Source organism: uncultured Litoreibacter sp. (assembly GCF_947487515.1).
GTDB lineage: Bacteria > Pseudomonadota > Alphaproteobacteria > Rhodobacterales > Rhodobacteraceae > Litoreibacter.
In genome coordinates this window covers 193,913-215,499 of record NZ_CANKWO010000002.1, presented here as the reverse complement: position 1 = coordinate 215,499, position 21,587 = coordinate 193,913, and the positions used below count along the sequence as shown (strand labels likewise).

Genomic DNA, 21,587 nt, shown 5'->3' with positions numbered 1-21,587 from the left:
CTCGAATCCTTTATAGAGCATCCCTTTGGAATAATCACTTTGCAGGTGCAGCGCAACTTTAATGCGAAACTGCGGGTTGCTGTGAACAAAAGTGTCGCACTGCTTTTCTTGCTGCGTAGGGGCTGAGGAAGGGCTAGCAATGGCACATGGAGAGTTTCACATCCCTCATGACACTCGATTTATTGGCTTTGGCCTTGCTGGTGGGCTTGCTATCGGGCTTTGTGAAGGGGGTTATCGGATTTGCGATGCCGATGATTTTCATTTCTGGCCTCAGCAATTTTCTGTCGCCTGAATTGGCGCTGGCTGGGTTGATTGTCCCGACGTTGATCACCAACGGATTGCAGGCGTTGCGTCAGGGGGGGCGGGCAGCTTGGGCTTCTTTAGTGCACTTCAAGCTGTTCTTGGTCGTTGGCGGCGCATTCTTGGTTCTTAGCGCCCAGTTGGTCAGCGTGATCCCCGTGCATTACCTGTATTTGGCCATCGGCGTGTCGGTCGCTGCGTTCTCTGGGTTGCAGCTGACTGGCTGGCGTCCCAATACGACGAAGCGCAGCCCAAAAACGGATGTGGTTGTAGGTACAATTGCGGGATTTTCCGGCGGGATGTCGGGCATTTGGGGGCCCCCAACGGTTTTGTACCTGAACGCGATCAACACCCCCAAGCAAGAACAGTTGCGCGTTCAGGGAATTGTGTTTGGGTTGGGCGCCGTGCTGCTGATGGCGGCGCATCTTCAGTCTGGCGTTTTGAGCAAGGAGACGCTCCCGTTCTCGGCGCTTTTGGTGCTTCCAGCGGTTGCTGGCATGTGGCTCGGGTTTCAGGTGCAGGGCCGCATTGACCAAAACACCTTCCGCAATCTGACGTCATGCGTGTTGTTGATCGCGGGGTTAAACCTTATTCGGCGCGCGCTATTGGGCTAGGACAGTAGTTTGCCGGAACACAGCCCAGACAGGTTGTGAACGCGCGATGGGTCCACGGCTTTAAAGGTCACTGAATAGATGATGCGACCTTGATGGCTTGCTTGTAGCGTCCAGTCCCCTGCAATCATCTCATGGGGGAACTCGAACAAGAAGAAGTTGAGATTGGAGCCGCGCGGCTTCAGCTCTGTGTTCCAATGCTCTTGTGTTACATCGGTTCCGGGGTATGGGGGGTGGATCACGGCGATCTCCACGTCGCGCAGTTTTGCGCCCCATGGCAGTTTCACATCCACGCCAAAACCAATGCCCTTGGACAGTGGGACGATTTGGGTGGTGTGTTCGATACGTTGTGATTTGTCGCGTTGCGTGATGAAACCCAAATGTGTGTCTGGGGCTGGCAACTTGACCGTTTTGCCCGAGGGGCAGACCAGCCCGTAGCTGATGTCTTTGATCTTTTCCTCATCAAAGAAGGCCTTAGGCGCAACACTATCTAGGTGCTGCGCCTGCGCGATGGTGCCAAAGCTGATAAGGCCAGCGGTGATGATGGCCCTCACAGAGACGTTGATCATCCGATTGCGGCGTCTTTCACGTCGGTATCGATGAACGGAAGATATTGGCCAAAGTTCTCTGCGAACATTTCCACCAGCTTTGCGGCTTGCTTGTCGTAGCTTTCTGGGTTTTCCCAAGTGCGGCGCGGATCAAGCAGCACATCGGCCACGCCGCCACAGGCTACCGGAACCTCGAAGCCGAAATTTGGATCCTTGCGGAATTCGCCCGCGTTGAGAGACCCGTTCAAGGCCGCCGTCAACAACGCCCGCGTAGCGCGAATAGGCATGCGTGAACCGGTGCCATATGCGCCACCAGTCCAGCCGGTGTTTACCAACCAGCATGACGCGCCATGTGTCGCGATCTTTTCGCGAAGCAGGTTGCCGTAAACCTCAGGGCGACGCGGCATGAAGGGGGCGCCAAAGCAGGTGGAGAACGTAGGCTCCGGCTCGGTCACGCCGCGCTCGGTGCCTGCGACCTTCGATGTGAAGCCTGACAGGAAGTGGTACATGGCCTGCGCCGGCGTCAGCCGCGAGATCGGAGGCAACACACCAAAGGCATCACATGTCAGCATGATGATGTTCTTCGGGTTCCCCCCAAGGGCCGTGTCCGATGCGTTTGAGATATAAGGCAACGGGTAGGCGCAACGCATGTTGGCGGTCAGGCTGTCATCCTCAAAGTCCAGCTCTTTGGTGTCTTTGTCGAACACCATGTTTTCGATGACGGTGCCAAATTTTTCAGTGGTCGCGTAGATTTCCGGCTCTGCCTCTGCAGAGAGCGAAATGGTCTTGGCGTAGCAGCCACCTTCAAAGTTGAAGATTCCACGATCTGACCAACCGTGCTCGTCGTCGCCGATCAAAGTGCGAGACGGGTCCGCGGATAGCGTCGTTTTGCCGGTGCCGGACAATCCAAAGAACACAGCCGCATCATCGGGATTGCCATGCGCGTGGTTGGCTGAGCAGTGCATCGGCATGATGTTTTTCTCTGGAAGCAAGTAGTTCAGCAACGAGAAGACCGACTTCTTGTTTTCGCCCGCATAGGCCGTGCCACCGATCAAGATAAGCTTCTTGTCAAAGTTCATCGCGATGACAGTTTCCGACCGGCACCCGTGGCGCGACGGATCTGCCTGAAAGCTTGGGCAATTGATGATCGTGAACTCTGGAACAAAGGTTTCCAACTCTTGCGCTTCTGGGCGGCGCAACAGATGGCGAATGAACAAACCGTGCCACGCCAGCTCTGTGACGACGCGGACATCAAGGCGGTGCTCTGGGTCAGCCCCGCCAAACAAATCCTGCACAAAGTAGTCGCCACCTTTCATATGCGCGAGCATATCCGCGTGCAGAACATCAAAGGCGTCGGCCTCCATGGGGGCGTTGTTTTCCCACCAGATTGTATCTTCTACAGATGGGGTGCGGACGACAAATTTGTCCTTTGGCGAGCGCCCCGTGTGCTTGCCGGTTGTGACAAGGAAAGAGCCACCTTTTCCCAATGTACCTTCGTCCCGCTTCAAGGCCTCTTCGACCAGAGATGGCTCCAGATAGTTATAGTAGACGCCCCCAAGGCCGGTGATACCTTGTGTGTCCAACGTGTGTGCTGGATTTACGCGTCCTAAACTCATGGGCTTGCTCCTGTTGCGCGACATTGTCCGCATATCTTGGTGCCGACGGGCCGTTGTGGCCGCGGCGATCACCCCGGCGGGGCGACCTCCTTCCATATAGCACGTCACTTTTCTGAGGAAACCGGCGGAGGGCCGTGTGATAGCGTTATCATGGGCGTCAGGTGCGGCAAATTAGTCAAACATTAGGCCGCAAATGCTCAAATGAAGGGGACGGTGCCCTGATTCGCCACTATTTCGTTGATTCTGCGGCTCCAAACGCAGATGGTAGTGAAAAAATAAGAGCAACGAGCAGCACAAAGGGATCCCCAATGTCCAAAATTGCGTTGGTGGACGACGACAGGAACATTCTGACGTCCGTTCAAATGACCCTTGAGGCCGAAGGCTTCGAGGTTGAAACATATAATGACGGTCAAAGCGCCCTGGATGCGTTTTCCCGTAAGATGCCGGATATGGCGGTTCTTGATATCAAGATGCCGCGCATGGATGGTATGGACCTGTTGCAGCGTCTGCGGCAAAAGTCCGAAGTTCCTGTGATCTTCCTCACCTCTAAAGATGATGAGATTGACGAAGTTCTGGGCCTGCGGATGGGGGCGGACGACTACGTGCGCAAACCGTTTTCACAACGGTTGCTGGTTGAGCGTATTCGCACGATCCTGCGCCGCAAGGAAGCTATTGCCAAGGATGATGCCGGCGAAGGCGAAGTGGCACAAACTATGGTGCGCGGCGATCTGACAATGGATCCATTGCGCCATACGGTGACATGGAAAGGCAACGATGTTTCACTGACAGTGACCGAATTCTTGCTTTTGCAGGCGCTGGCGCAACGACCCGGCTTCGTGAAATCACGCGATCAGTTGATGGACGTCGCCTATGACGATCAGGTCTATGTTGATGACCGCACGATTGATAGCCACATCAAGCGGCTGCGCAAAAAGATGCGCACGGCGGATGATGAGTTCTCTGCGATTGAGACCCTCTACGGCATCGGTTACAGATATAACGAAGAGTAACTATGTCATTGGTGTCGAGGTTTTCTGTGGCAAATTCTAGGCCAGCGAATAACGCGGAATTGGTAATGGGCGAAGACTGGACGCGGTCTGGAGACAGCGTCGAGCAGGAGCTCAAGACCAAACGGGAGAAGCGAAATCTGATTTCGCTGAACCGGTCCCCCTTGGCACGCAAAATCATCACCTTCAACCTGTTGGCCTTGGTGCTATTGGTTGCAGGTGTTTTGTTTCTAAACCCCTTTCGCGACAGTCTTGTGGCGCAGCGCGAAGTGGCTTTGGTCTCTGAGGCGCAACTCATCGCAGATGTTTTCGAGGCGCAATTGGCGATTTCCGGCGATGAAGCTGAACTGGCCAATCCCGCAGCGACCCTAAGCGCCTTAGATATTGCGCCGGGGGTAGAAGTTTATGTTTTCTCTCCGGAGGAAGACTTGCTTGCCAGCACCCTTGGGGCCGACCGTCCGGAACTGTCGGGAACCGAAGGGCTGGCGAATGATCGAAACGGGACCGTGATTACAGGATTCTTGAACAGTGTTTGGGAATCCATCTCAGGTGCGTTCGGGGCATCAACATCCCGCGAACCAAGTATTTCCGGCGAAGAAGAAGCGCGCAACCTGCTGGCCGAAGCCATTTCCGGATCCACGTTAAACCGGACGGGCCAAGATGGCGCAGGCGGCAGCATTTTCTCGGTCGCTACTCCGATAGAACGTAACGGAGCTGTCGTTGGTGTGATCGCTTTGTCTACGGTTGCAGGGCAGATTGATCAACTGGTGCGGAGTGAGCGCGAGCAGGTGTTGCAGATGTTTGTGATTGCAATCCTCGTATCCATTGGGTTGAGCCTAGTTCTGGCCTCAACCATCGCGAACCCTTTGTCCGATCTCGCGGCAGCAGCGGAGTTGGGGCAAGATAAGAACGCCCGTAAGGTGAGCCCAAGCCGCGTGAGAATTCCTGACCTCACCGCACGACCTGATGAGATTGGCCGCTTGTCTGGTGCGATGCGTGGCATGGTATCAGCGCTCTATGAACGCATCGATGCCAATGAGCAATTTGCGGCAGATGTGGCGCATGAAATTAAGAACCCGCTTGCATCGTTGCGCTCTGCAGTCGGAACGCTTCACGTCGCCAAGACCGATGAACAGCGCGGCCGCCTTCTGGATGTGATCGAACATGACGTGCGCCGGTTGGACCGTCTGGTGAGCGACATTTCCAATGCGTCCAGACTGGACAGCGAATTGGTGAAAGAGGACGAAGAGCCGTTCGACCTTATGCGCATGATCAATAACCTGTCTGAATACCTAGGTCAGCAGGCCGCTGAAAACGGTGTCGAATTCATCAAAGATGTACCGGATGAATCGATTGTCATTCACGGACTTGAAGCGCGTTTGGCGCAGGTGTTTGTAAACCTTATTACCAACGCCACATCTTTTTGCGAAGACGGGGATGCCGTTCGCATTTGGGCGCGCCGTCGCGATAACCGTGTTCTGGTCGTCGTTGAAGACACTGGCCCCGGAATTCCAGAGCAGGCGTTGAACAAAGTCTTTAACCGGTTCTACTCCGAACGCCCTGAACGACAGTTCGGTAACCACTCTGGCCTTGGTTTGGCTATTTCCAAGCAGATCATCGAAGCACATGGTGGAGTGATCTGGGCTGAGAACATTCGCCCTACCGACGCTGACGTCACCTCCGAGCCCCTTGGCGCGCGCTTCGTGGTGGGTCTTCCAACCTAGCAGTTTTTCTTAGAATCGTCTGGGCGTCACTTCGGATCCGTTCTAGTTTCAGCTATGGCGTTTCAATGTCCTCCCCTCCCGTGCCAATTGCATGCGACCTGCGTGTCCCTAGTGGGCAACGGTCTTTTGCTTGTGGGCCGTGCGGGGATAGGGAAATCCACCTTGGCACTGGAATTGATGGCCTTGGGAGCGGAGTTAGTTGCTGACGATCGCTGTGACATCTCAATCTGTGGTGAATATGTGGCGGTTCGCCGACCTCCAAACTTGCCGCAAGCGATAGAAGCTCGCGGAATTGGACTGCTGTCGGCCCCTTGCGCGGATGAGGCCCGATTGGTGGGCGTGGTTGATCTGGAGGGTGCGTCACAGGAACGACTGCCAGTTCGACGATACGTCGATTTCGCAGGAACCCCGCTGCCGTTGATACAAAAGAGTGATCAAACAAACTTGGCAGCGGCGCTTTTGCACTTTCTAAAGTTTGGTTTTCACGGTTCAATAAACACATGAACCAAAAACCCCCGCATCAGATTGTGATTGTGACTGGCCCTTCGGGTGCCGGACGCAGTACCGCGATCAACGCGTTGGAGGATATGGGGTATGAGGCGATCGACAATTTGCCATTGTCCATGATCCCGCGATTGCTGAGCGGGGCTCCTTTGTCGCGGTCCATCGCTTTGGGCGTTGATGTCCGGAACCGTGATTTCACGACTAGGGCTTTGATGCAGCTTGTGGAAGCCCTGCCTGGGCAAGTCAGCTCGGAAGTGAGTTTGCTTTATCTGAATGCGCGCGAAGACGTTCTTGTACGCAGGTATTCTGAGAGCCGGCGCCCGCATCCGATGGCCCCGAACGAGGGTTTGATGGACGGGCTGCAACGCGAACGCGAGCTTCTGGGGGCTATTCAATCGCGAAGTGATGTGGTTATCGACACGTCTGATCTGTCCCCTCATGAATTGCGTGATGAGCTTGGCAAACTTTTCGGCACTCCTGATGACAAGGGCTTGTCCGTATTGGTGAATTCTTTCTCCTACAAGCGCGGAGTTCCACATGGGGTGGACATGGCATTTGACTGCCGCTTCCTGCGAAACCCTCATTGGGACCCGAACTTAAGAGACTTGACGGGCCAAGAGGAAAACGTGGTGGCCTATGTTGCGCAAGACGAACGATTGTCGCCCTTTTTCACTAAAATCATGGATCTCACATTGATGTTGCTGCCCGCATTCCATGATGAAGGGAAATCTTACCTCACAATCGGTCTGGGATGCACGGGTGGAAAGCACCGATCCGTTGCCGTTGCGGAAATGATGGCTAAGGGCCTTGCAAATAAGGGTTGGCAGGTGTCTATAAGGCATCGAGAATTAGAACGCCGGACCAAGTCCGGTGTTGGGGAAATGTAACGGGATGTTTGTCGGGTGATCGGAATAGTCATCGTCGCACATGGCGGGCTGGCAAGGGAATACTTGTCAGCCGTTGAGCATGTCGTCGGCAAACAAACCGGCATTCGCGCAATTACCATCGAAGAGAACCACGACCGCTCCGACAAGCAATCCGAAATCTGCCAAGCCGCAGACTCTGTGGATGACGGGGATGGGGTTGTTGTTGTTACAGATATGTTTGGCGGCTCGCCTTCCAATTTGTCCTTGTTGGCGTGTAGCCCCGAAAATAGACGTATTTTGTATGGGGCGAACTTGCCCATGCTGATCAAGCTCGCGAAATCGCGCACCACCAGCGTCGACACTGCGGTGGCGCTCGCGATGGACGCAGGGCGTAAGTATATTAACAGTTTTGACGGGTCGGTAGAATGATGATTGAACGCACACTTGATATCATCAATGAGAAGGGCCTTCATGCGCGCGCAAGCGCCAAATTCGTTGAAGTTGTAGAAGGCTTTGATGCCCGTGTGACCGTTTGCAAAGACGGCATGGATGTCTCCGGTGATAGCATTATGGGGCTGCTGATGTTGGCGGCGTCGCGCGGGACCTCAATTGAGGTGCGAACCGAAGGTGCTGATGCACAAGGGGTTCTGGACGCTTTGTCAGCCTTGATTGCCGATAAGTTTGGCGAAGGAAATTGAGCTCTGATCAAGATATCAGCGGTGCGCCTGATGAGGCACCTCGGACGGAGGACTTGCCCTTCGACCATCCTGAATATGTGGCCTACGACAAGCGCAACCTGTCCTACGCGAACACGTTTACCAATCCGTGGAAAGCCAATGCCATCCGAGTGATGGAGCTGTTCACCGGAAAGCTGCACCTTCTGTTTTTGATCCGTAAGTTCGAGCGAGGCGGGGTCAAGTTTGGCCAAGGGTTTTGGCGTGATGCATTGGATGTGATGGGCATCGAGCTGCAAACTCCGCAAGATCAGATCGACAACATCCCAAAAGATGGTCCGGTTATTTTTGTCGCCAACCACCCGCATGGGCTGGTGGATGGTATGGTTTTGGCCGAACTTATCGGCCGAGTGCGCACCGATTACAAAATTCTGACCCGCTCTTTGCTGACGGGTGTGAACGCGATCGACATGTTCATGATTCCGGTGCCATTTCCACATGAGGATGACGCCCTTCAAAAGAACCTGGAAATGCGGCGCAAAGCGATGGAGCATCTGAAAGACGGCGGAGCCATCGTGTTGTTCCCGTCAGGTGTCGTCGCCACGTCAGAGACTGCGTTTGGGCCCGCAATCGAGGCCGAATGGAACCCGTTTACCGCCAAGATGATCCACCGGTCCGGCGCCAAAGTCGTGCCGATCTATTTTCAAGGTCAGAACTCGCGCGCCTATCAAATTGCCAACAGATTGTCCGCAACCCTGCGCCAAGGGTTACTGATCTACGAAGTGCGTCACGCGCTTTACAAGCCCCAAGCCCCAGTTGTGGGGACCCCAATTGATCCAGAGGAGATCAAGGAATGGGTCAGCAATCCACGCGGCTTTGTCGCTTGGCTTCGGGAGAAAACACTCGCACTGAAGGCGCTGGCCAAGAAGTAAGGCCTATCGCGTCGGCACGGGGGGATCTTGGCGGTAATCGTAGAACCCGCGTTGCGTCTTGCGACCGAGCCAACCGGCTTCGACATATTTTGTGAGCAAAGGGCAGGGACGGTACTTGGTGTCCGCCAACCCGTCATGCAGCACATTCATGATCGCAAGACAGGTGTCGAGACCAATGAAATCGGCAAGCTCCAGCGGCCCCATCGGGTGATTTGCACCCAATTTGAGCGACTGATCGATGGATGTGACCGAACCGACCCCTTCATAAAGCGTATAGACGGCCTCGTTGATCATTGGCATCAGGATGCGGTTTACGATGAAGGCGGGAAAATCCTCGGCGCGGGCTGCTGTTTTCCCCAGCTTTTCAACCACTGCCAAACAGGCCTCGAAAGTTTCCGTATCGGTCGCAATGCCGCGGATCAGCTCTACCAATTGCATGATCGGTACAGGGTTCATGAAGTGGAACCCCATGAATTTTTCAGGACGGTCCGTGCGTGAAGCCAGCCGTGTGATCGAAATCGACGATGTGTTCGACGTCAAAATTGTATGGGGGCGTAGATGCGGTATCAACTCTTCAAAGATCGCGGTTTTAACTGTTTCACGTTCAGTTGCGGCCTCGATAATCAAATCGGATGGCCCCAAGTCCGACAACACAAGTGTGGTCGTGATGTTGGCCATAGCGGCAGCGCGATCTTCGGCAGAGATCTTTTCTCGGCTGACCTGACGATCTAAATTGCCTTTTATGACCTCAATCGCTGCATCCAAATTGTCTTGCGAAATGTCGTTGATCAAAACTTTATAGCCAGACAATGCAAACACATGTGCAATGCCATTTCCCATTTGGCCTGCGCCGATGACACCAACTTTTGAGATTTCCATTTCCGCATTCTCCATCCGGTTCGCGACAAGATAGGCCTCTGTTCACACGGGGCGCAAGGGGGCGTGGGAAAGCTAAAAGTTTTAAGAAATTAACACTTTAGCTTTTTGGCAACGGGTCACTGCGAATGTGAGGTTGGGTGAGTCGAAAAGAGGTGGGGCAATGGCCTATGAAAGAGCGGACGCTAGTCCATTAAATTACAATCAATGCCGTTACGGTCAGTCGAAACTGCTGTTCCGAGGACCAAGGCGCAGTCTTAAGAAGGAATATATTTCCTTCATTGGGGGTACAGAAACCTACGGGAAGTTTGTTGAGCATCCGTTTGTAGAAATCGTGGAAAATGCGAAGGGAATGCCCTGCCCCAATTTTAGCGCGGTGAACGCGGGGGTCGATGCATTTGTGCATGACCCATCATTGATGGGGCTGTGCAGCAAAGCGAAAACGACTGTTATACAAGTCATGGGCGCGCAAAATATGTCGAACCGCTACTACATGGTTCACGCGCGCAGGAATGACCGGTTCTTGAAAGCGTCGGCACTGTTGATGTCAATCTACCGCGAAGTCGATTTCAGCGAATTTTCCTTCACACGGCATATGCTAACAACCCTGAAAGGCATATCTGCCCAACGCTTTGCTGCAATCGAGATGGAGCTGCGCACGGCTTGGATCGCACGAATGGAGCTGATGATCCGCCAGATCAACGGGCGATGTATCCTTCTTTGGTTGCGCGAGCCACAACCGGAGTTGTCCTCTGCTGTTGATCTTGGGCCAGAGCCGCTGTTTTTGGATGCCCCGCTGGTCGGACGATTGAGCGGCCTAGTCGATGAGATCGTCGAGGTGAATATCGCCAATGAGCGCGGGATGATGGACGGCATGATCTACAGTGAGATGGAAGCCCCAGCCGCAAAGGAAATGATAGGCCCCTCAACGCATCAAATGATCGCAGAGCGTTTGCTTGACGTCTTGTAACAAAAAAGGGCCCGCCAATGGCGAGCCCTTTTACATGATGTAGAAGAGGCCTAGATCGCGTCGATCAAGGCAGGCACCGCGTCGAACAAGTCGGCGACCAGACCGTAGTCTGCGACTTGGAAAATCGGGGCTTCCTCGTCTTTGTTGATGGCGACGATGACTTTGGAGTCTTTCATACCAGCCAAGTGCTGGATTGCGCCGGAAATACCGACCGCAATGTAGAGATCCGGAGCCACAACCTTGCCGGTCTGACCAACTTGCCAGTCGTTCGGTGCATAGCCACTGTCAACAGCCGCACGGGATGCGCCTACGGCGGCCCCAAGCTTGTCAGCCAGTTTTTCGATCAATGCGAAGTCGTCCTCGGAGCCAACGCCGCGACCGCCGGATACGACGATGCCCGCGGAGGTAAGTTCTGGGCGATCAGACTCTGCAACCTTGTCTTCAACCCAAGACGACAAGCCAGGGTTTGCAGCTGCAGCCGCAGCCTCGACAGATGCAGACCCGCCTTCACCGGCCGCGTCGAAGTTCGCAGTGCGGACTGTCAGAACTTTTTTGCCATCGTTTGACTGAACGGTTTGGATCGCGTTGCCCGCGTAGATCGGGCGCTCAAAGGTGTTGCCATCCACTACGGCAGTCACATCCGAGATCATCATGGCATCCAACAGGGCCGCGACGCGCGGAAGCACGTTCTTCGCAGAGGCCGTGGAAGGCGCCACGATTTGCTCAAAGTCACCTGCCAGTGAGATGATCAAATCGGCCAAAGGCTCGGCCAAGTCGTTCGCATATGCAGCGTCATCCGCCAGCAGAACTTTGGATACACCGTCCAGTTTGGCGGCGGCATCGGCAGCTGCGGCACAGCCGGAACCTGCAACCAAAACGGTCACATCGCCCATGGCTTTGGCAGCGGTCACACCTTTTGCAGTGGCGTCTACGGCCAAATCTGCTCCGGTTGTTTCAGCAATTAGAAGAACAGCCATTTTACAAAACCCCCGCTTCGTCTTTGAGTTTCGCAACCAGCTCGTCTACGGATGCAACTTTTACACCGGCTTTGCGGCTTTCAGGCTCGGATGTTTTTACAACCGTCAGGCGGTTCGCAACATCTACGCCGTAATCAGCAGCGGCCTTTTCATCCAAAGGCTTTTTCTTAGCTTTCATGATGTTTGGCAAAGACGCATAGCGCGGCTCGTTCAAGCGCAGGTCGACAGTCGCGACCGTGGGCATGTTCACTTTGATGGTTTGCAAGCCGCCGTCCACTTCGCGGGTCACGACGGCTTGGTCGCCATCAATGTCCAGCTCGGATGCGAATGTTGCTTGGGACCAACCCAAAAGCGCAGACAGCATTTGACCTGTCGCGTTCATGTCGTTGTCGATCGCCTGTTTGCCGCATAGTACAAGGCCAGGTTGCTCTTCTTCAACCACGGCTTTGAGCAGCTTGGCGACGGCCAATGGCTCGATGTCATCATGCACATCATCGGCCGCGACAATGAGGATCGCGCGATCGGCGCCCATTGCGAGCGCTGTGCGCAGTGTTTCTTGGTTTTGCTTAACGCCAATGGAAACCGCTACGATCTCTTCGGCTTTGCCAGCCTCTTTGAGGCGGATAGCCTGTTCGACGGCAATTTCGTCGAACGGGTTCATGGACATTTTGACGTTCGCGAGATCGACACCGCTACCGTCCGCTTTTACACGAACCTTCACGTTATAGTCGATGACGCGTTTGACGGGTACGAGGACCTTCATCTGCGGTATCTCCCTAGATAAGCGTCCGGAGTGGACGCGCTAAATTTCCAGTTTCCGAGATACCGGAGGCACGCCGCGGAAAACAGGCCAAAATCGACACGGACGCCATATGTCGCGCCGTATTGATGAAAAAAAGACCAAAAATTTCACAAAGGCAAGATGTTTGCGCTACCGATTTGCTCCGGGAACCCAGAGCACGTCATCTTTCCCGTCGTTGTTGGAGATTCGGGAGGCGACGAAGAACCAATCCGACAGACGATTTAGGTATTTGATGGCGTCTGGATTTACTGATTCCACCGTCGCGAGCTCCACGGACAGGCGCTCTGCGCGGCGTGAAACGGTGCGGCAAAGATGAAGCTGGGCGGCCAGTGCCGAGCCTCCGGGCAAAATAAAGGACCGCAAAGGCTCCAACGCTGCGTTCATTGCGTCGATCTCGGCCTCCAGACGGGACACCTGATTGGCCGCAATTCGCAGAGGTTGATACTCCGCGTCGGCATCCTTCTCCATATCTGGCCGGCACAGGTCCGCCCCCAGATCGAAGAGGTCATTTTGGATCATTGCCAATTGCGCATCCATCTCGCCATCGGCGTAGTGGCGTGCCAAACCAACTGTCGCATTAGTTTCGTCAACCGTCCCGTAGGCGTTGACCCTTTGGGAGTGCTTCGCAACCCGAGCACCATTGCCAAGCGCCGTTTCACCTGCGTCACCGGTTCTGGTGTAAATTTTGTTCAAGACGACCATAAATCTATGCGCCTCCCAAGCGACGGACAAAGACGAACACCAGAATAAGGATCACCGCAACAAACTGCGCCGCGACGCGGTACCGCATAAGGCGATTGGCGTGTTTTCGATTGAAGTCCCCGCCCTTGGCGAAGGTTCCAATGCCCGCGAGCAAAATGATCAGCACCACAGCGCAGGCTAGGGCGACGACAATGAAAAGCGGATCGTTGATCATAGTTTTGGTCCTCGTGAGGAATTCGGTGGGCTGCATTTACCCCAGCATAGACCAAAAGCGAACAGGAATCACATGCGATCAATTAGCCAATCAAGAAGGCGGGTGGGCAGAATGCGTTTGAGGACCGCCATCAGGAACGTAGGGGTGGTGATCTTGTAGCGCGCACTTGGGGTGTTGTCGGTGAGGGCCCGCCAAACTTGGTCACTCACGGCGGAGGCGGGCAATTCGAACGTGTCGGGGCCGCGATCCTCATATAGCCGTTTTACCAGCGTTTCCTCATATTGAGATTTGCGCACCGAAGATTTCCAGTCGATCCATTTCTCAAAATGCGGGATGGAGTTTTGGCGAATTTTAGAGGTGATCGGCCCTGGTTGGATTAGAATGACATCGATGCCTGTGCCGCGCATTTCTATGCGCAATGTATCGGTCAGACCTTCCATTGCGAACTTGGTGCTGTTGTAGGCGCCGCGCCACTTCATCGTGACAAACCCCAAAACGGAAGAGCAATTCAGGATGCGCCCATGCCCTTGGGCCCGCATGATCGGGATCACTTGGCGGGTCAATTCGTGGTAGCCAAACAGGTTCGTCTCAAAAATGGACCGCAGGGCGTCGGTCGGCAAGTCTTCGACCGCACCCGGAACCCCAAAGGCAGCGTTATTGAACAATGCATCCAATGTGCCGCCAGTACGGTTAAGGGTTTCGGCAAGGGCCGCTGTCATGGAGGCAGCATCGGCTTGGTCGAGCACAAAGCTTTCCAGCCCCTCGGCAATCAACCGATCACAGTCGCTTTGCTTTCGGCAGGTCGCGAAAACTCTCCAACCGCGTTTGTGTAAAGAATGAGCGGTGTCATAGCCGATCCCAGAGGAACAGCCGGTGATCAAAATGGATTTGCGTGTCATAATGCTTTCGGTTTCAAAGAGTATGGTCTTTTCAGGCGATTAGCCCGCGTCTGATAGGAACTGCGAGGAAATATAGGCCTCGATGCCGGTTTCCAAAATGTAGACTTTGGCCCAACCACTTGGCAACAACTCGACTACCTCGGCGCTATCATCACGGACCGCGCGACCTACAATTTCCGAAGTGGTCGAGGGCCCTGCGCGCAGGTTCACGCGCTTTCCGGTGACGCGGCGGATGGATGTGTTGGTGGGGGCGGGTGCGATTGCTTGAGTCGTCACCGGTTCTGCTTCAGCAGGGGCAGTGGCGCCGGTCGTGGCAGAGACCAGCAACGGCGTTGTGATTTCAGCGGTAGCCGACGCATCTGCAACGGCGGGCGTTGCCTCTACCGGCGCGGCATTCGCGGAAGTTTGAAGAATGACAGGCGGCGCTGGCGTTGGTTTTACAGTGCGGGCCGCGATTTGTTCATCACGCAGCTTACGTTCCGCCAGCTCTTCTTTTGTTGGCTCGCCAATTGTGACCAAAGCCAAGTACATAATTGCGCAAAGTCCGACGACCCATTTGAACATCTATTCATCCCCCCCGAGGCGTTTTGATGCTTTTCGCATACTACCACAAAGAGGCAACGGGGAAACGATCTAAATTGCTCCCCTGCGGATAAAAAATCTCGCGGCTTTACGCTTCGGAATTGTGACGCTACACAGCATTTATGTCAGACAACGCCGACACCCCCGAAATAGAGCCAACAGAATTGGCCGAACCGCTTCGCCGTGCAATTGGCGAGCGCTACTTAACCTATGCGCTTTCGACGATTATGCACCGCGCCCTGCCGGATGCGCGCGACGGCCTGAAACCGGTTCACCGCCGCATTTTATATGCAATGCGCGAATTGAAATTGGCGTCAAACGGGGGCTTTCGGAAGTCTGCTAAAATTTCCGGCGACGTGATGGGCAACTATCACCCGCATGGCGACGCGGCGATCTACGACGCGATGGCGCGATTGGCGCAGGATTTTAACGTCCGTTATCCACTGGTCGACGGCCAAGGAAACTTTGGGAACATCGACGGCGATAACCCAGCTGCGGCGCGGTATACAGAGGCGCGCATGACCGCCGTCGCCGAGGCGCTTCTGGAAGGGCTGAATGAAGACGCGGTTGATTACCGCCCAAATTACGACGGTACGTTGGAAGAGCCGGCCGTGCTGCCTGCCACCTTCCCGAACTTGTTGGCCAACGGCTCCAGCGGGATCGCGGTGGGGATGGCGACGAACATCCCGCCTCATAACGTTGATGAATTGATCAGTGCTTGTGTGCATTTGATCAAGTCGCCAAACGCCCGCGACGAGACATTACTTGACCACGTACCTGGCCCTGATTTTCCAACCGGCGGTACCATTGTCGAGCCGCGGGAAAACATCCTCGAGGCCTACCGCACAGGGCGTGGCTCATTCCGGTTGCGTTCCAAATGGGAAGTTGAAGACCTTGGTCGCGGATTGTGGCAAATTGTAATCACCGAGATCCCGTATCAGGTGCAAAAGTCCAAGCTGATCGAGAAAATCGCCGAAGTGATCCAGACCAAGAAGGTCCCGATCCTTGCCGATATTCGAGACGAAAGTGCCGAAGACATCCGCGTTGTGCTGGAGCCAAAGTCGAAGAATGTCGACCCAGAGGTTCTGATGGGCATGATGTTCAAAAGCTCCGACCTTGAGGTACGGTTCTCACTGAACATGAACGTGCTGATCGACGGGCGCACGCCTAAGGTGTGTTCGCTGAAGGAGGTGTTGCGCGCCTTCCTTGATCACCGGCGCGAGGTTTTACAACGCCGGTCGCAGCACCGGTTGCAAAAGATTGACCATCGTTTGGAAGTGCTGGAAGGCTTCATTCTTGCCTTCTTGAACCTTGACCGAGTGATCGACATCATCCGCTATGATGACGACCCAAAAACAGCGTTGATGTACGAGGATTGGGACAAAACTCACCCTCGGGCAATGGACGAGAAAGACTATGTCGGGCCGTCTTCGCGCACGGGTGATGTGTCTTTGACCGAAGTTCAGGCCGATGCGATTTTGAATATGCGCTTGCGGTCGTTGCGTCGTCTCGAAGAGATGGAATTGAAGCGCGAGCGTGACGAATTGATGCTGGAACGTGCGGGCCTTGAAGACTTGCTCGACAGCGAAGATTTGCAATGGAAAAAGATCACCGAACAACTGCGCGAAGTGCGCAAACTCTTTGGCAAGGACAGCACAGGTGGCGCGCGCCGCACGTTGTTTGCTGAGGCCACCGAAATTGCCGAGGTGCCTCTGGAGGCGATGATCGACCGCGAGCCGGTGACGATTGTATGCTCCAAGATGGGGTGGGTGCGTGCGATGACGGGCCATATCGACCTGAACCGCGAATTGAAGTTCAAGGACGGTGACGAAGGCCGCTTTATCTTCCATGCGGAAACCACCGACCGCCTGTTGGTCTTTGGCTCGAACGGGCGCTTCTACACAGTACTTGCCGCCAACCTTCCCGGCGGGCGCGGCATGGGCGAGCCATTGCGATTGATGGTTGATTTGCCCAATGAGGCCGAGATCGTTGACATGTTTATTCATGTCCCGGGCCGCAAGCTGTTGGTGGCGTCGTCTGAGGGCAACGGTTTTGTCGTACCTGAGGACGATATCGTGGCGCAGACCCGCACAGGTAAACAGGTGCTTAACGTCAAAGACAATGTGCGCGCGGTCATCTGTAAACCTGCGACCGGTGACCACGTGGCGATTGTCAGTGAAAATGGCAAATTCTTGGTCTTCCCGTCCTCAGAGCTGCCCGAAATGGGGCGCGGCAAAGGTGTGCGCTTGCAAAAGTACAATATGGCTAGGGGCAAGCAGGGCTCGCTTGAGTTGGACGGCGGTCTGTCCGACCTGACGACCTTCCAATGGGATGAAGGCCTGACATGGGGCATGGGCGGCGGCAAAACCCGCCACGAGCCTGACTTGTCAGAGTGGCTGGGCAAGCGCGCTGGCGTGGGCAAACGCCCACCTTACGGTTTCCCGAAGAACTACAAGTTTAGCTAAACCGGCAGGCATCGGGGGCGTCAAGCCGGGAGCGAATGTGCCCTCGCTAGGCTTTCTCCACGTTCAGCCAAACGCCACCTTCTGGCCTTAGGGTCAAGATCAACACGGGTTCAGGGTCTTTGCCCTTTACTCTTGTAAACTTGAACCGCGACAGGATCGTGGCGAGGATGATCACTGCCTCTTGCACTGCGAAACTCATGCCGATGCAGACCCGTGGCCCATCGCCAAAGGGCAGGTAGGCGAAGCGGTCGATTTTATTGTCTTTGGCAAAGCGGTCCGGATCAAACGCATCGGGATCGTCCCACAACAGTCGAGAGCGGTGAAGCGCATAGACGGGCAACATCACCGTGTCGCCGGGGGCGATGGGGCGACCGCATAGTTCGTCTTGCTTTTGTGCGGTCCGCGACAGGAATGCGGCTGGGGGGTAAAGGCGAAGGGTCTCGTCGATGATTTGCTGGATGTAGGGCAGTTGGGCGATGTCGGCTTCGGTGGCGGTCCGCCCTTGCAAGACGGATTGCGCTTCTGCGCGGGCGCGCGTCTGGACAGTTTCGTCAAAGGCACACAGGAACAATGCCCAACCAAGTGTCAACGCGGTGGTTTCATGCCCCGCCACGATGAAGGTCAGCAGGTTATCGCGCAATTCCGAGGTGTTCATGGAACGCTTGGTTTCAGGATCTTCGCCGGCCATGAGCAAATCCAGCAGATCGGGCACTTCGTCCTCTGCTTTGGGCGCTCTATTGTTGATCACCTTGTCGGCCATGGATTTCATAGACTTCATGCCGCCTGATGACATCATGCGACTTGGGCGCGGAATCCACATGGGAAGGCCCATGATGTCGAACAAGGACACTTTGGCGGTGCTGTCGATATAGCTGTCGATGGCCTTGTGAATGGCCGCGCGATCAAAGCTTTCGTTCCCCGAGAATGTTACATCCGAGATGACCTCAAAGGTTGAGGTGACCATCTCCGCATACATATCTGTGGCGCGGCCCACATGTGCTTCAATGCGCGCACAAGAACGGTCGGCGGCTTTGCTCATGATCGGGGCAAGGTTTGCGACGTTGCGGTGTGAAAAAACCGGCGCGGCCGCGCGCCTTTGCCAGCGCCAATGTGCGCCCTCTGCCACGAACATACTGTCCCCAATCGCGGGGCGTAAAATGTTTTTGGTTATGTCCGATTTCGGGTAATCCTCCAGCCCGTCACGCAGAACGTGCCGGATGCCATCTGGGTCCATCAACATGTGCCAAGGCTTCCCCATTTTTCCAGAAACGATTGGTTGATGAAGCGCTACCTCTGGAATAATTTCGATCAGGTTGCGCCTTGCCGCACGTAAGGATTGCAGCATGCCCCATTTTTCGGTGACGAGTTTGACGCGGGGCGGGTAGGAGGGGGCAGTGTCTGTCATGCCCTCACTATACGGGGCAATTGCCTCACCACAATGCGACGTTTGATTGCGCCTGTTGCTCCGCTCGGGTATCCAGCTCTAACGCTTTCTTTGGGGGACCATCACATGCGCGCCTATTTTGCAGCTTTAGTTGTTGCCTCAGTGCTGTCGGCATGTGCCGTGGCCGATCCTGACACCGAGGAGCAAGTTGACTTGGGTGATTTCAAGCTCGACTTGAATGTGGGGGTTACCGACAAGGCACGAAAGATGGGAGTGACCCGAGAGGCTTCTGCTGAAGAATGGGAAGAGGTGTTGGAGGCGGCGATCGAAAAGCGCTTCCGCCGATATGAAGGCAATAAACTCTATCACATAAGCTACAGCCTTGATGGCTACATCCTTGCCACCAAGGGAGGGAGGCTGGCGCTGGCCCCTCGCTCCGCCATGAGTGTGACGGTACATGTCTGGGATAGTGAAACCAAGACGCAATTGAAGGATCGATCCAAGCAAATTCTCGTTTTGGAACAACTGGATGGCGAGACATTTATCGGCTCCGGATTTTTCAATTCCAAAGATCAGCAGATGGAGAACCTTGCGGCGCAATTTGCCAAAGCGGTAGAGCGTTGGCTGGTATCCAACGGTGATTTATTCGGGCTGGATGTGGATCAAGAGGCCAAAGACGCGGCGGCGAAAGACGATTTGGCAGCCCTGTCCGAAAAGGCGCAGGCCACGGCCGCGAATGACAAGGAAGTCGCAGTCCCAGATGAGGACGAGGCCGCCGATAACTGACGCTTGATTTTCCTGTCAATCCTGCATAACTAGCGCGCGAAGTGAACCGGGTCGTTGTGGCCCCCTAATTTTAAGGCGCCTACCGATATGGCTAAGGAAAAGTTTGAACGCTCTAAACCGCACGTTAACATCGGCACAATCGGCCACGTTGACCACGGCAAAACCACGCTGACAGCAGCAATCACGAAGTACTTTGGCGACTTCCAAGCCTACGACCAGATCGACGGCGCGCCAGAAGAAAAAGCACGTGGTATCACGATCTCCACAGCGCACGTTGAGTATGAAACAGAGACACGTCACTACGCGCACGTTGACTGCCCAGGCCACGCTGACTACGTGAAAAACATGATCACTGGTGCGGCGCAAATGGACGGCGCGATCTTGGTTGTGAACGCGGCTGACGGCCCAATGCCACAAACTCGTGAGCACATCCTGCTGGGTCGCCAAGTTGGCATCCCTAAGATGGTTGTCTACATGAACAAAGTTGACCAAGTAGACGACGAAGAGCTGCTTGAGCTGGTTGAAATGGAAATCCGCGAACTGCTGTCTTCCTACGACTACCCTGGCGACGACATTCCTGTGATCCCTGGCTCCGCACTGGCTGCTATGGAAGGCAAGACACCTGAAATCGGTGAAGAGTCGATCAAGAAGTTGATGGCTGCTGTTGACGAATACATCCCAACACCAGAGCGCGCTGTTGACCAGCCGTTCTTGCTGCCAATCGAGGACGTATTCTCGATCTCTGGCCGTGGTACAGTTGTCACTGGCCGTGTTGAGCGTGGCGTTGTGAACGTGGGCGACGAGCTGTCCATCGTTGGTATCCGCGACACAGCGAAAACCACCTGTACTGGTGTTGAAATGTTCCGCAAGCTGCTGGATCGTGGTGAAGCTGGCGATAACGTTGGTGTTCTGTTGCGCGGCATCGACCGTGACGGCGTTGAGCGCGGTCAGGTTCTGGTTAAGCCAGGCTCCGTTACTCCACACACCAAGTTCGAAGCAGAAGCCTATATTCTGACCAAAGAAGAAGGCGGTCGTCACACACCGTTCTTCGCGAACTACCGTCCACAGTTCTACTTCCGGACTACTGACGTAACCGGCACAGTTCAGCTTCCAGCTGGCACCGAGATGGTTATGCCAGGCGATAACCTGAAGTTCGACGTTGAGCTGATCGCACCAATCGCGATGGAGCAAGGCCTGCGCTTCGCGATCCGCGAAGGCGGCCGCACAGTTGGCGCGGGCGTTGTGTCTAAGATTACTGAGTAATGGGGTGCGGGCCTAGGCCCGCGTACCACGTGGGTGACCTGCGGCAGTCGTTCGTAAGAACGATGAGAGCAGAGACCCCACTCGGTTGCTAATAAAGAAGGCCGCTCCACATAGGGGCGGCCTTTTTCATCTAGGGCATTCATTGCATTCGAGTCCATTTTCCTCAAATATTTGGCCGTATGAGGTGTTGGTGTGCTCTGAAGGAAGTTAAATTGCGTTTTCTGAAATTTTTGGGGCTAAGCGAACCCGTTTGCACTAGTTTGCCTGCGGGTGTGTACGAGTATTCGAATACTTTTGAATTGGATGAGGATCGCTTTGTTTGCGAAGGTGATCTATCCATTCCCACCGAACGATTAGATCAGCAGATTCTGACTTTGTACGAAGTGCTGAGTTCGAAAGTTGATTCGAAGATGCGCAACCAGATAGCCAATGGAAGAATGACCACTTTCCTTTTTCCGGTTGTTTCCGATTGCCAAGAATTCAGCAAATTGATGTCTAGCGCATCATCCAGAAAATTTGGATATGATGAAGGCTTTACGGAGACTGATAAATTCTCTTGGAATTACCGCGATATATCTTTTTGCGATAGCTGGTTAATCGAATTGGTGTGCAATGAGACGTCAAGGGCCGGCGACGGGGATTGACCGAATTACAGTTTCCCAACAAAGCCCCAGACTTCTACTAGCCCGGATTCAAGCGCGTAGCGCGCCGGGCATCGCCAGACCGTTGTCGGCAACACATCGAAGATGTGTGAGAGACGCTCGATAGGGCTGGCGACATAGAGGCCTCACCTCATCATCTCAATGACGAATGTGCTCATCTACCATAAAGTGGTATGAACCAGTGTTGCATCGCCACCCCGCGGTCTGGCGATGCCCCGCAAAT

General features: G+C 54.8%; 23 protein-coding genes. 13 read left to right on the top strand and 10 right to left on the bottom strand.

The window, feature by feature from the left end; translation table 11 throughout:
* Positions 1–167: 167 nt before the first annotated feature.
* Positions 168–914 carry a sulfite exporter TauE/SafE family protein gene (locus Q0746_RS06590; protein WP_298258488.1) on the top strand — a complete coding sequence of 249 codons (747 nt, stop codon included), beginning with the start codon at positions 168–170 and terminating at the stop codon, positions 912–914.
* Here Q0746_RS06590 and Q0746_RS06585 read toward each other — a convergent pair.
* Both Q0746_RS06585 and Q0746_RS06580 read right to left on the bottom strand, forming a co-directional pair.
* Complete coding sequence (locus Q0746_RS06585; RefSeq protein WP_298258486.1) at positions 911–1,480, bottom strand: DUF3859 domain-containing protein; 570 nt, start codon at positions 1,478–1,480, stop codon at positions 911–913. The two genes, Q0746_RS06590 and Q0746_RS06585, sit on opposite strands and share 4 nt — an antisense overlap.
* Positions 1,477–3,075 (bottom strand): phosphoenolpyruvate carboxykinase, encoded by a 1,599-nt coding sequence (locus tag Q0746_RS06580; RefSeq protein WP_298258484.1) that lies wholly within the window; start codon positions 3,073–3,075, stop codon positions 1,477–1,479. The genes Q0746_RS06585 and Q0746_RS06580 overlap by 4 nt, the downstream gene beginning before the upstream one ends.
* Positions 3,076–3,383: 308 nt before the next feature.
* Here Q0746_RS06580 and Q0746_RS06575 point away from each other — a divergent pair, with 308 nt between their 5' ends.
* Genes Q0746_RS06575 through Q0746_RS06550 form a run of 7 tightly spaced genes read left to right on the top strand, consistent with a single transcriptional unit; the run spans position 3,384 to position 8,782 of the window.
* A complete protein-coding gene (locus Q0746_RS06575; RefSeq protein ID WP_298258482.1) occupies positions 3,384–4,085 on the top strand; it encodes a response regulator transcription factor in 702 nt (233 codons plus the stop codon).
* 2 nt (positions 4,086–4,087) lie between these two features.
* The gene (locus Q0746_RS06570) at positions 4,088–5,806 is read left to right on the top strand and encodes a sensor histidine kinase (protein ID WP_298258480.1); all 1,719 of its coding nucleotides are present in this window, start codon (positions 4,088–4,090) and stop codon (positions 5,804–5,806) included.
* Between the two features lie 54 nt (positions 5,807–5,860).
* Positions 5,861–6,310 carry a serine kinase gene (locus tag Q0746_RS16690; protein ID WP_363322742.1) on the top strand — a complete coding sequence of 150 codons (450 nt, stop codon included), beginning with the start codon at positions 5,861–5,863 and terminating at the stop codon, positions 6,308–6,310.
* A complete protein-coding gene (gene rapZ, locus Q0746_RS06565) occupies positions 6,307–7,197 on the top strand; it encodes an RNase adapter RapZ (RefSeq protein ID WP_298258478.1) in 891 nt (296 codons plus the stop codon). Before Q0746_RS16690 ends, rapZ begins: the two co-directional genes overlap by 4 nt.
* A gap of 15 nt (positions 7,198–7,212) precedes the next feature.
* Positions 7,213–7,605, top strand: coding sequence for a PTS fructose transporter subunit IIA (locus tag Q0746_RS06560; RefSeq protein WP_298258477.1), 393 nt, complete (start codon positions 7,213–7,215; stop codon positions 7,603–7,605).
* On the top strand, positions 7,605–7,874 hold the full coding sequence (locus Q0746_RS06555) for an HPr family phosphocarrier protein (RefSeq protein ID WP_298259690.1): 270 nt from the start codon (positions 7,605–7,607) through the stop codon (positions 7,872–7,874). Before Q0746_RS06560 ends, Q0746_RS06555 begins: the two co-directional genes overlap by 1 nt.
* Positions 7,875–7,927: 53 nt before the next feature.
* Entirely contained in the window at positions 7,928–8,782 is an 855-nt protein-coding gene (locus Q0746_RS06550) for a lysophospholipid acyltransferase family protein (protein ID WP_298259688.1), read from the top strand.
* A 3-nt stretch (positions 8,783–8,785) separates the two neighbouring features.
* Here Q0746_RS06550 and Q0746_RS06545 read toward each other — a convergent pair whose 3' ends face one another.
* Positions 8,786–9,661 (bottom strand): 3-hydroxybutyryl-CoA dehydrogenase, encoded by an 876-nt coding sequence (locus tag Q0746_RS06545; protein WP_298258475.1) that lies wholly within the window; start codon positions 9,659–9,661, stop codon positions 8,786–8,788.
* A 160-nt stretch (positions 9,662–9,821) separates the two neighbouring features.
* On the opposite strand from Q0746_RS06545, the gene Q0746_RS06540 reads away from it, so the two are divergent.
* Entirely contained in the window at positions 9,822–10,628 is an 807-nt protein-coding gene (locus tag Q0746_RS06540; protein ID WP_298258473.1) for a DUF6473 family protein, read from the top strand.
* A gap of 50 nt (positions 10,629–10,678) precedes the next feature.
* Here the strand turns inward: Q0746_RS06540 and Q0746_RS06535 are convergent, their stop codons facing one another.
* The 6 genes from Q0746_RS06535 to Q0746_RS06510 form a co-directional block, all read right to left on the bottom strand.
* Positions 10,679–11,605, bottom strand: a complete 927-nt coding sequence (locus Q0746_RS06535; protein ID WP_298258471.1) for an FAD-binding protein — start codon at positions 11,603–11,605, stop codon at positions 10,679–10,681.
* A 1-nt stretch (position 11,606) separates the two neighbouring features.
* Positions 11,607–12,368, bottom strand: a complete 762-nt coding sequence (locus Q0746_RS06530) for an electron transfer flavoprotein subunit beta/FixA family protein (protein ID WP_298258468.1) — start codon at positions 12,366–12,368, stop codon at positions 11,607–11,609.
* Positions 12,369–12,536: 168 nt separating this feature from the next.
* Positions 12,537–13,109, bottom strand: coding sequence for a cob(I)yrinic acid a,c-diamide adenosyltransferase (locus Q0746_RS06525; protein ID WP_298258466.1), 573 nt, complete (start codon positions 13,107–13,109; stop codon positions 12,537–12,539).
* A 4-nt stretch (positions 13,110–13,113) separates the two neighbouring features.
* Positions 13,114–13,323, bottom strand: coding sequence for a twin transmembrane helix small protein (locus tag Q0746_RS06520; RefSeq protein WP_298258464.1), 210 nt, complete (start codon positions 13,321–13,323; stop codon positions 13,114–13,116).
* A gap of 68 nt (positions 13,324–13,391) precedes the next feature.
* Positions 13,392–14,222: an SDR family NAD(P)-dependent oxidoreductase gene (locus tag Q0746_RS06515; RefSeq protein ID WP_298258462.1), complete on the bottom strand. Its 831-nt coding sequence runs from the start codon at positions 14,220–14,222 to the stop codon at positions 13,392–13,394.
* Positions 14,223–14,261: 39 nt separating this feature from the next.
* A complete protein-coding gene (locus Q0746_RS06510; protein WP_298258460.1) occupies positions 14,262–14,786 on the bottom strand; it encodes an SH3 domain-containing protein in 525 nt (174 codons plus the stop codon).
* Between the two features lie 140 nt (positions 14,787–14,926).
* On the opposite strand from Q0746_RS06510, the gene Q0746_RS06505 reads away from it, so the two are divergent.
* Entirely contained in the window at positions 14,927–17,269 is a 2,343-nt protein-coding gene (locus tag Q0746_RS06505; protein WP_298258458.1) for a DNA topoisomerase IV subunit A, read from the top strand.
* A 46-nt stretch (positions 17,270–17,315) separates the two neighbouring features.
* Here Q0746_RS06505 and Q0746_RS06500 read toward each other — a convergent pair whose 3' ends face one another.
* The gene (locus Q0746_RS06500; RefSeq protein ID WP_298258456.1) at positions 17,316–18,674 is read right to left on the bottom strand and encodes a cytochrome P450; all 1,359 of its coding nucleotides are present in this window, start codon (positions 18,672–18,674) and stop codon (positions 17,316–17,318) included.
* A gap of 105 nt (positions 18,675–18,779) precedes the next feature.
* Between Q0746_RS06500 and Q0746_RS06495 the strand changes: the two genes are divergently transcribed.
* The 3 genes from Q0746_RS06495 (at position 18,780) to Q0746_RS06485 (ending at position 21,346) form a co-directional block, all read left to right on the top strand.
* Positions 18,780–19,439, top strand: a complete 660-nt coding sequence (locus Q0746_RS06495; RefSeq protein ID WP_298258454.1) for a hypothetical protein — start codon at positions 18,780–18,782, stop codon at positions 19,437–19,439.
* 87 nt (positions 19,440–19,526) lie between these two features.
* Positions 19,527–20,702 (top strand): elongation factor Tu, encoded by a 1,176-nt coding sequence (gene tuf, locus Q0746_RS06490; RefSeq protein ID WP_298258411.1) that lies wholly within the window; start codon positions 19,527–19,529, stop codon positions 20,700–20,702.
* A 212-nt stretch (positions 20,703–20,914) separates the two neighbouring features.
* Complete coding sequence (locus Q0746_RS06485) at positions 20,915–21,346, top strand: hypothetical protein (protein WP_298258452.1); 432 nt, start codon at positions 20,915–20,917, stop codon at positions 21,344–21,346.
* Positions 21,347–21,587 lie beyond the last annotated feature (241 nt).

What these genes read in the sequence shown, in the direction of transcription:
- Q0746_RS06520 (WP_298258464.1), bottom strand. Translation starts at nt 13,323, where the DNA reads ATGATCAACGATCCGCTTTTCATTGTCGTCGCCCTAGCCTGCGCTGTG.
- rapZ (WP_298258478.1), top strand. Translation starts at nt 6,307, where the DNA reads ATGAACCAAAAACCCCCGCATCAGATTGTGATTGTGACTGGCCCTTCG.
- Q0746_RS06535 (WP_298258471.1), bottom strand. Translation starts at nt 11,605, where the DNA reads ATGGCTGTTCTTCTAATTGCTGAAACAACCGGAGCAGATTTGGCCGTA.
- Q0746_RS06575 (WP_298258482.1), top strand. Translation starts at nt 3,384, where the DNA reads ATGTCCAAAATTGCGTTGGTGGACGACGACAGGAACATTCTGACGTCC.
- Q0746_RS06510 (WP_298258460.1), bottom strand. Translation starts at nt 14,786, where the DNA reads ATGTTCAAATGGGTCGTCGGACTTTGCGCAATTATGTACTTGGCTTTG.
- Q0746_RS06570 (WP_298258480.1), top strand. Translation starts at nt 4,088, where the DNA reads ATGTCATTGGTGTCGAGGTTTTCTGTGGCAAATTCTAGGCCAGCGAAT.
- tuf (WP_298258411.1), top strand. Translation starts at nt 19,527, where the DNA reads ATGGCTAAGGAAAAGTTTGAACGCTCTAAACCGCACGTTAACATCGGC.
- Q0746_RS06580 (WP_298258484.1), bottom strand. Translation starts at nt 3,075, where the DNA reads ATGAGTTTAGGACGCGTAAATCCAGCACACACGTTGGACACACAAGGT.
- Q0746_RS06540 (WP_298258473.1), top strand. Translation starts at nt 9,822, where the DNA reads ATGGCCTATGAAAGAGCGGACGCTAGTCCATTAAATTACAATCAATGC.
- Q0746_RS06500 (WP_298258456.1), bottom strand. Translation starts at nt 18,674, where the DNA reads ATGACAGACACTGCCCCCTCCTACCCGCCCCGCGTCAAACTCGTCACC.
- Q0746_RS06585 (WP_298258486.1), bottom strand. Translation starts at nt 1,480, where the DNA reads ATGATCAACGTCTCTGTGAGGGCCATCATCACCGCTGGCCTTATCAGC.
- Q0746_RS06505 (WP_298258458.1), top strand. Translation starts at nt 14,927, where the DNA reads ATGTCAGACAACGCCGACACCCCCGAAATAGAGCCAACAGAATTGGCC.
- Q0746_RS06495 (WP_298258454.1), top strand. Translation starts at nt 18,780, where the DNA reads ATGCGCGCCTATTTTGCAGCTTTAGTTGTTGCCTCAGTGCTGTCGGCA.
- Q0746_RS06545 (WP_298258475.1), bottom strand. Translation starts at nt 9,661, where the DNA reads ATGGAAATCTCAAAAGTTGGTGTCATCGGCGCAGGCCAAATGGGAAAT.
- Q0746_RS06590 (WP_298258488.1), top strand. Translation starts at nt 168, where the DNA reads ATGACACTCGATTTATTGGCTTTGGCCTTGCTGGTGGGCTTGCTATCG.
- Q0746_RS06515 (WP_298258462.1), bottom strand. Translation starts at nt 14,222, where the DNA reads ATGACACGCAAATCCATTTTGATCACCGGCTGTTCCTCTGGGATCGGC.
- Q0746_RS06525 (WP_298258466.1), bottom strand. Translation starts at nt 13,109, where the DNA reads ATGGTCGTCTTGAACAAAATTTACACCAGAACCGGTGACGCAGGTGAA.
- Q0746_RS16690 (WP_363322742.1), top strand. Translation starts at nt 5,861, where the DNA reads ATGGCGTTTCAATGTCCTCCCCTCCCGTGCCAATTGCATGCGACCTGC.
- Q0746_RS06555 (WP_298259690.1), top strand. Translation starts at nt 7,605, where the DNA reads ATGATTGAACGCACACTTGATATCATCAATGAGAAGGGCCTTCATGCG.
- Q0746_RS06530 (WP_298258468.1), bottom strand. Translation starts at nt 12,368, where the DNA reads ATGAAGGTCCTCGTACCCGTCAAACGCGTCATCGACTATAACGTGAAG.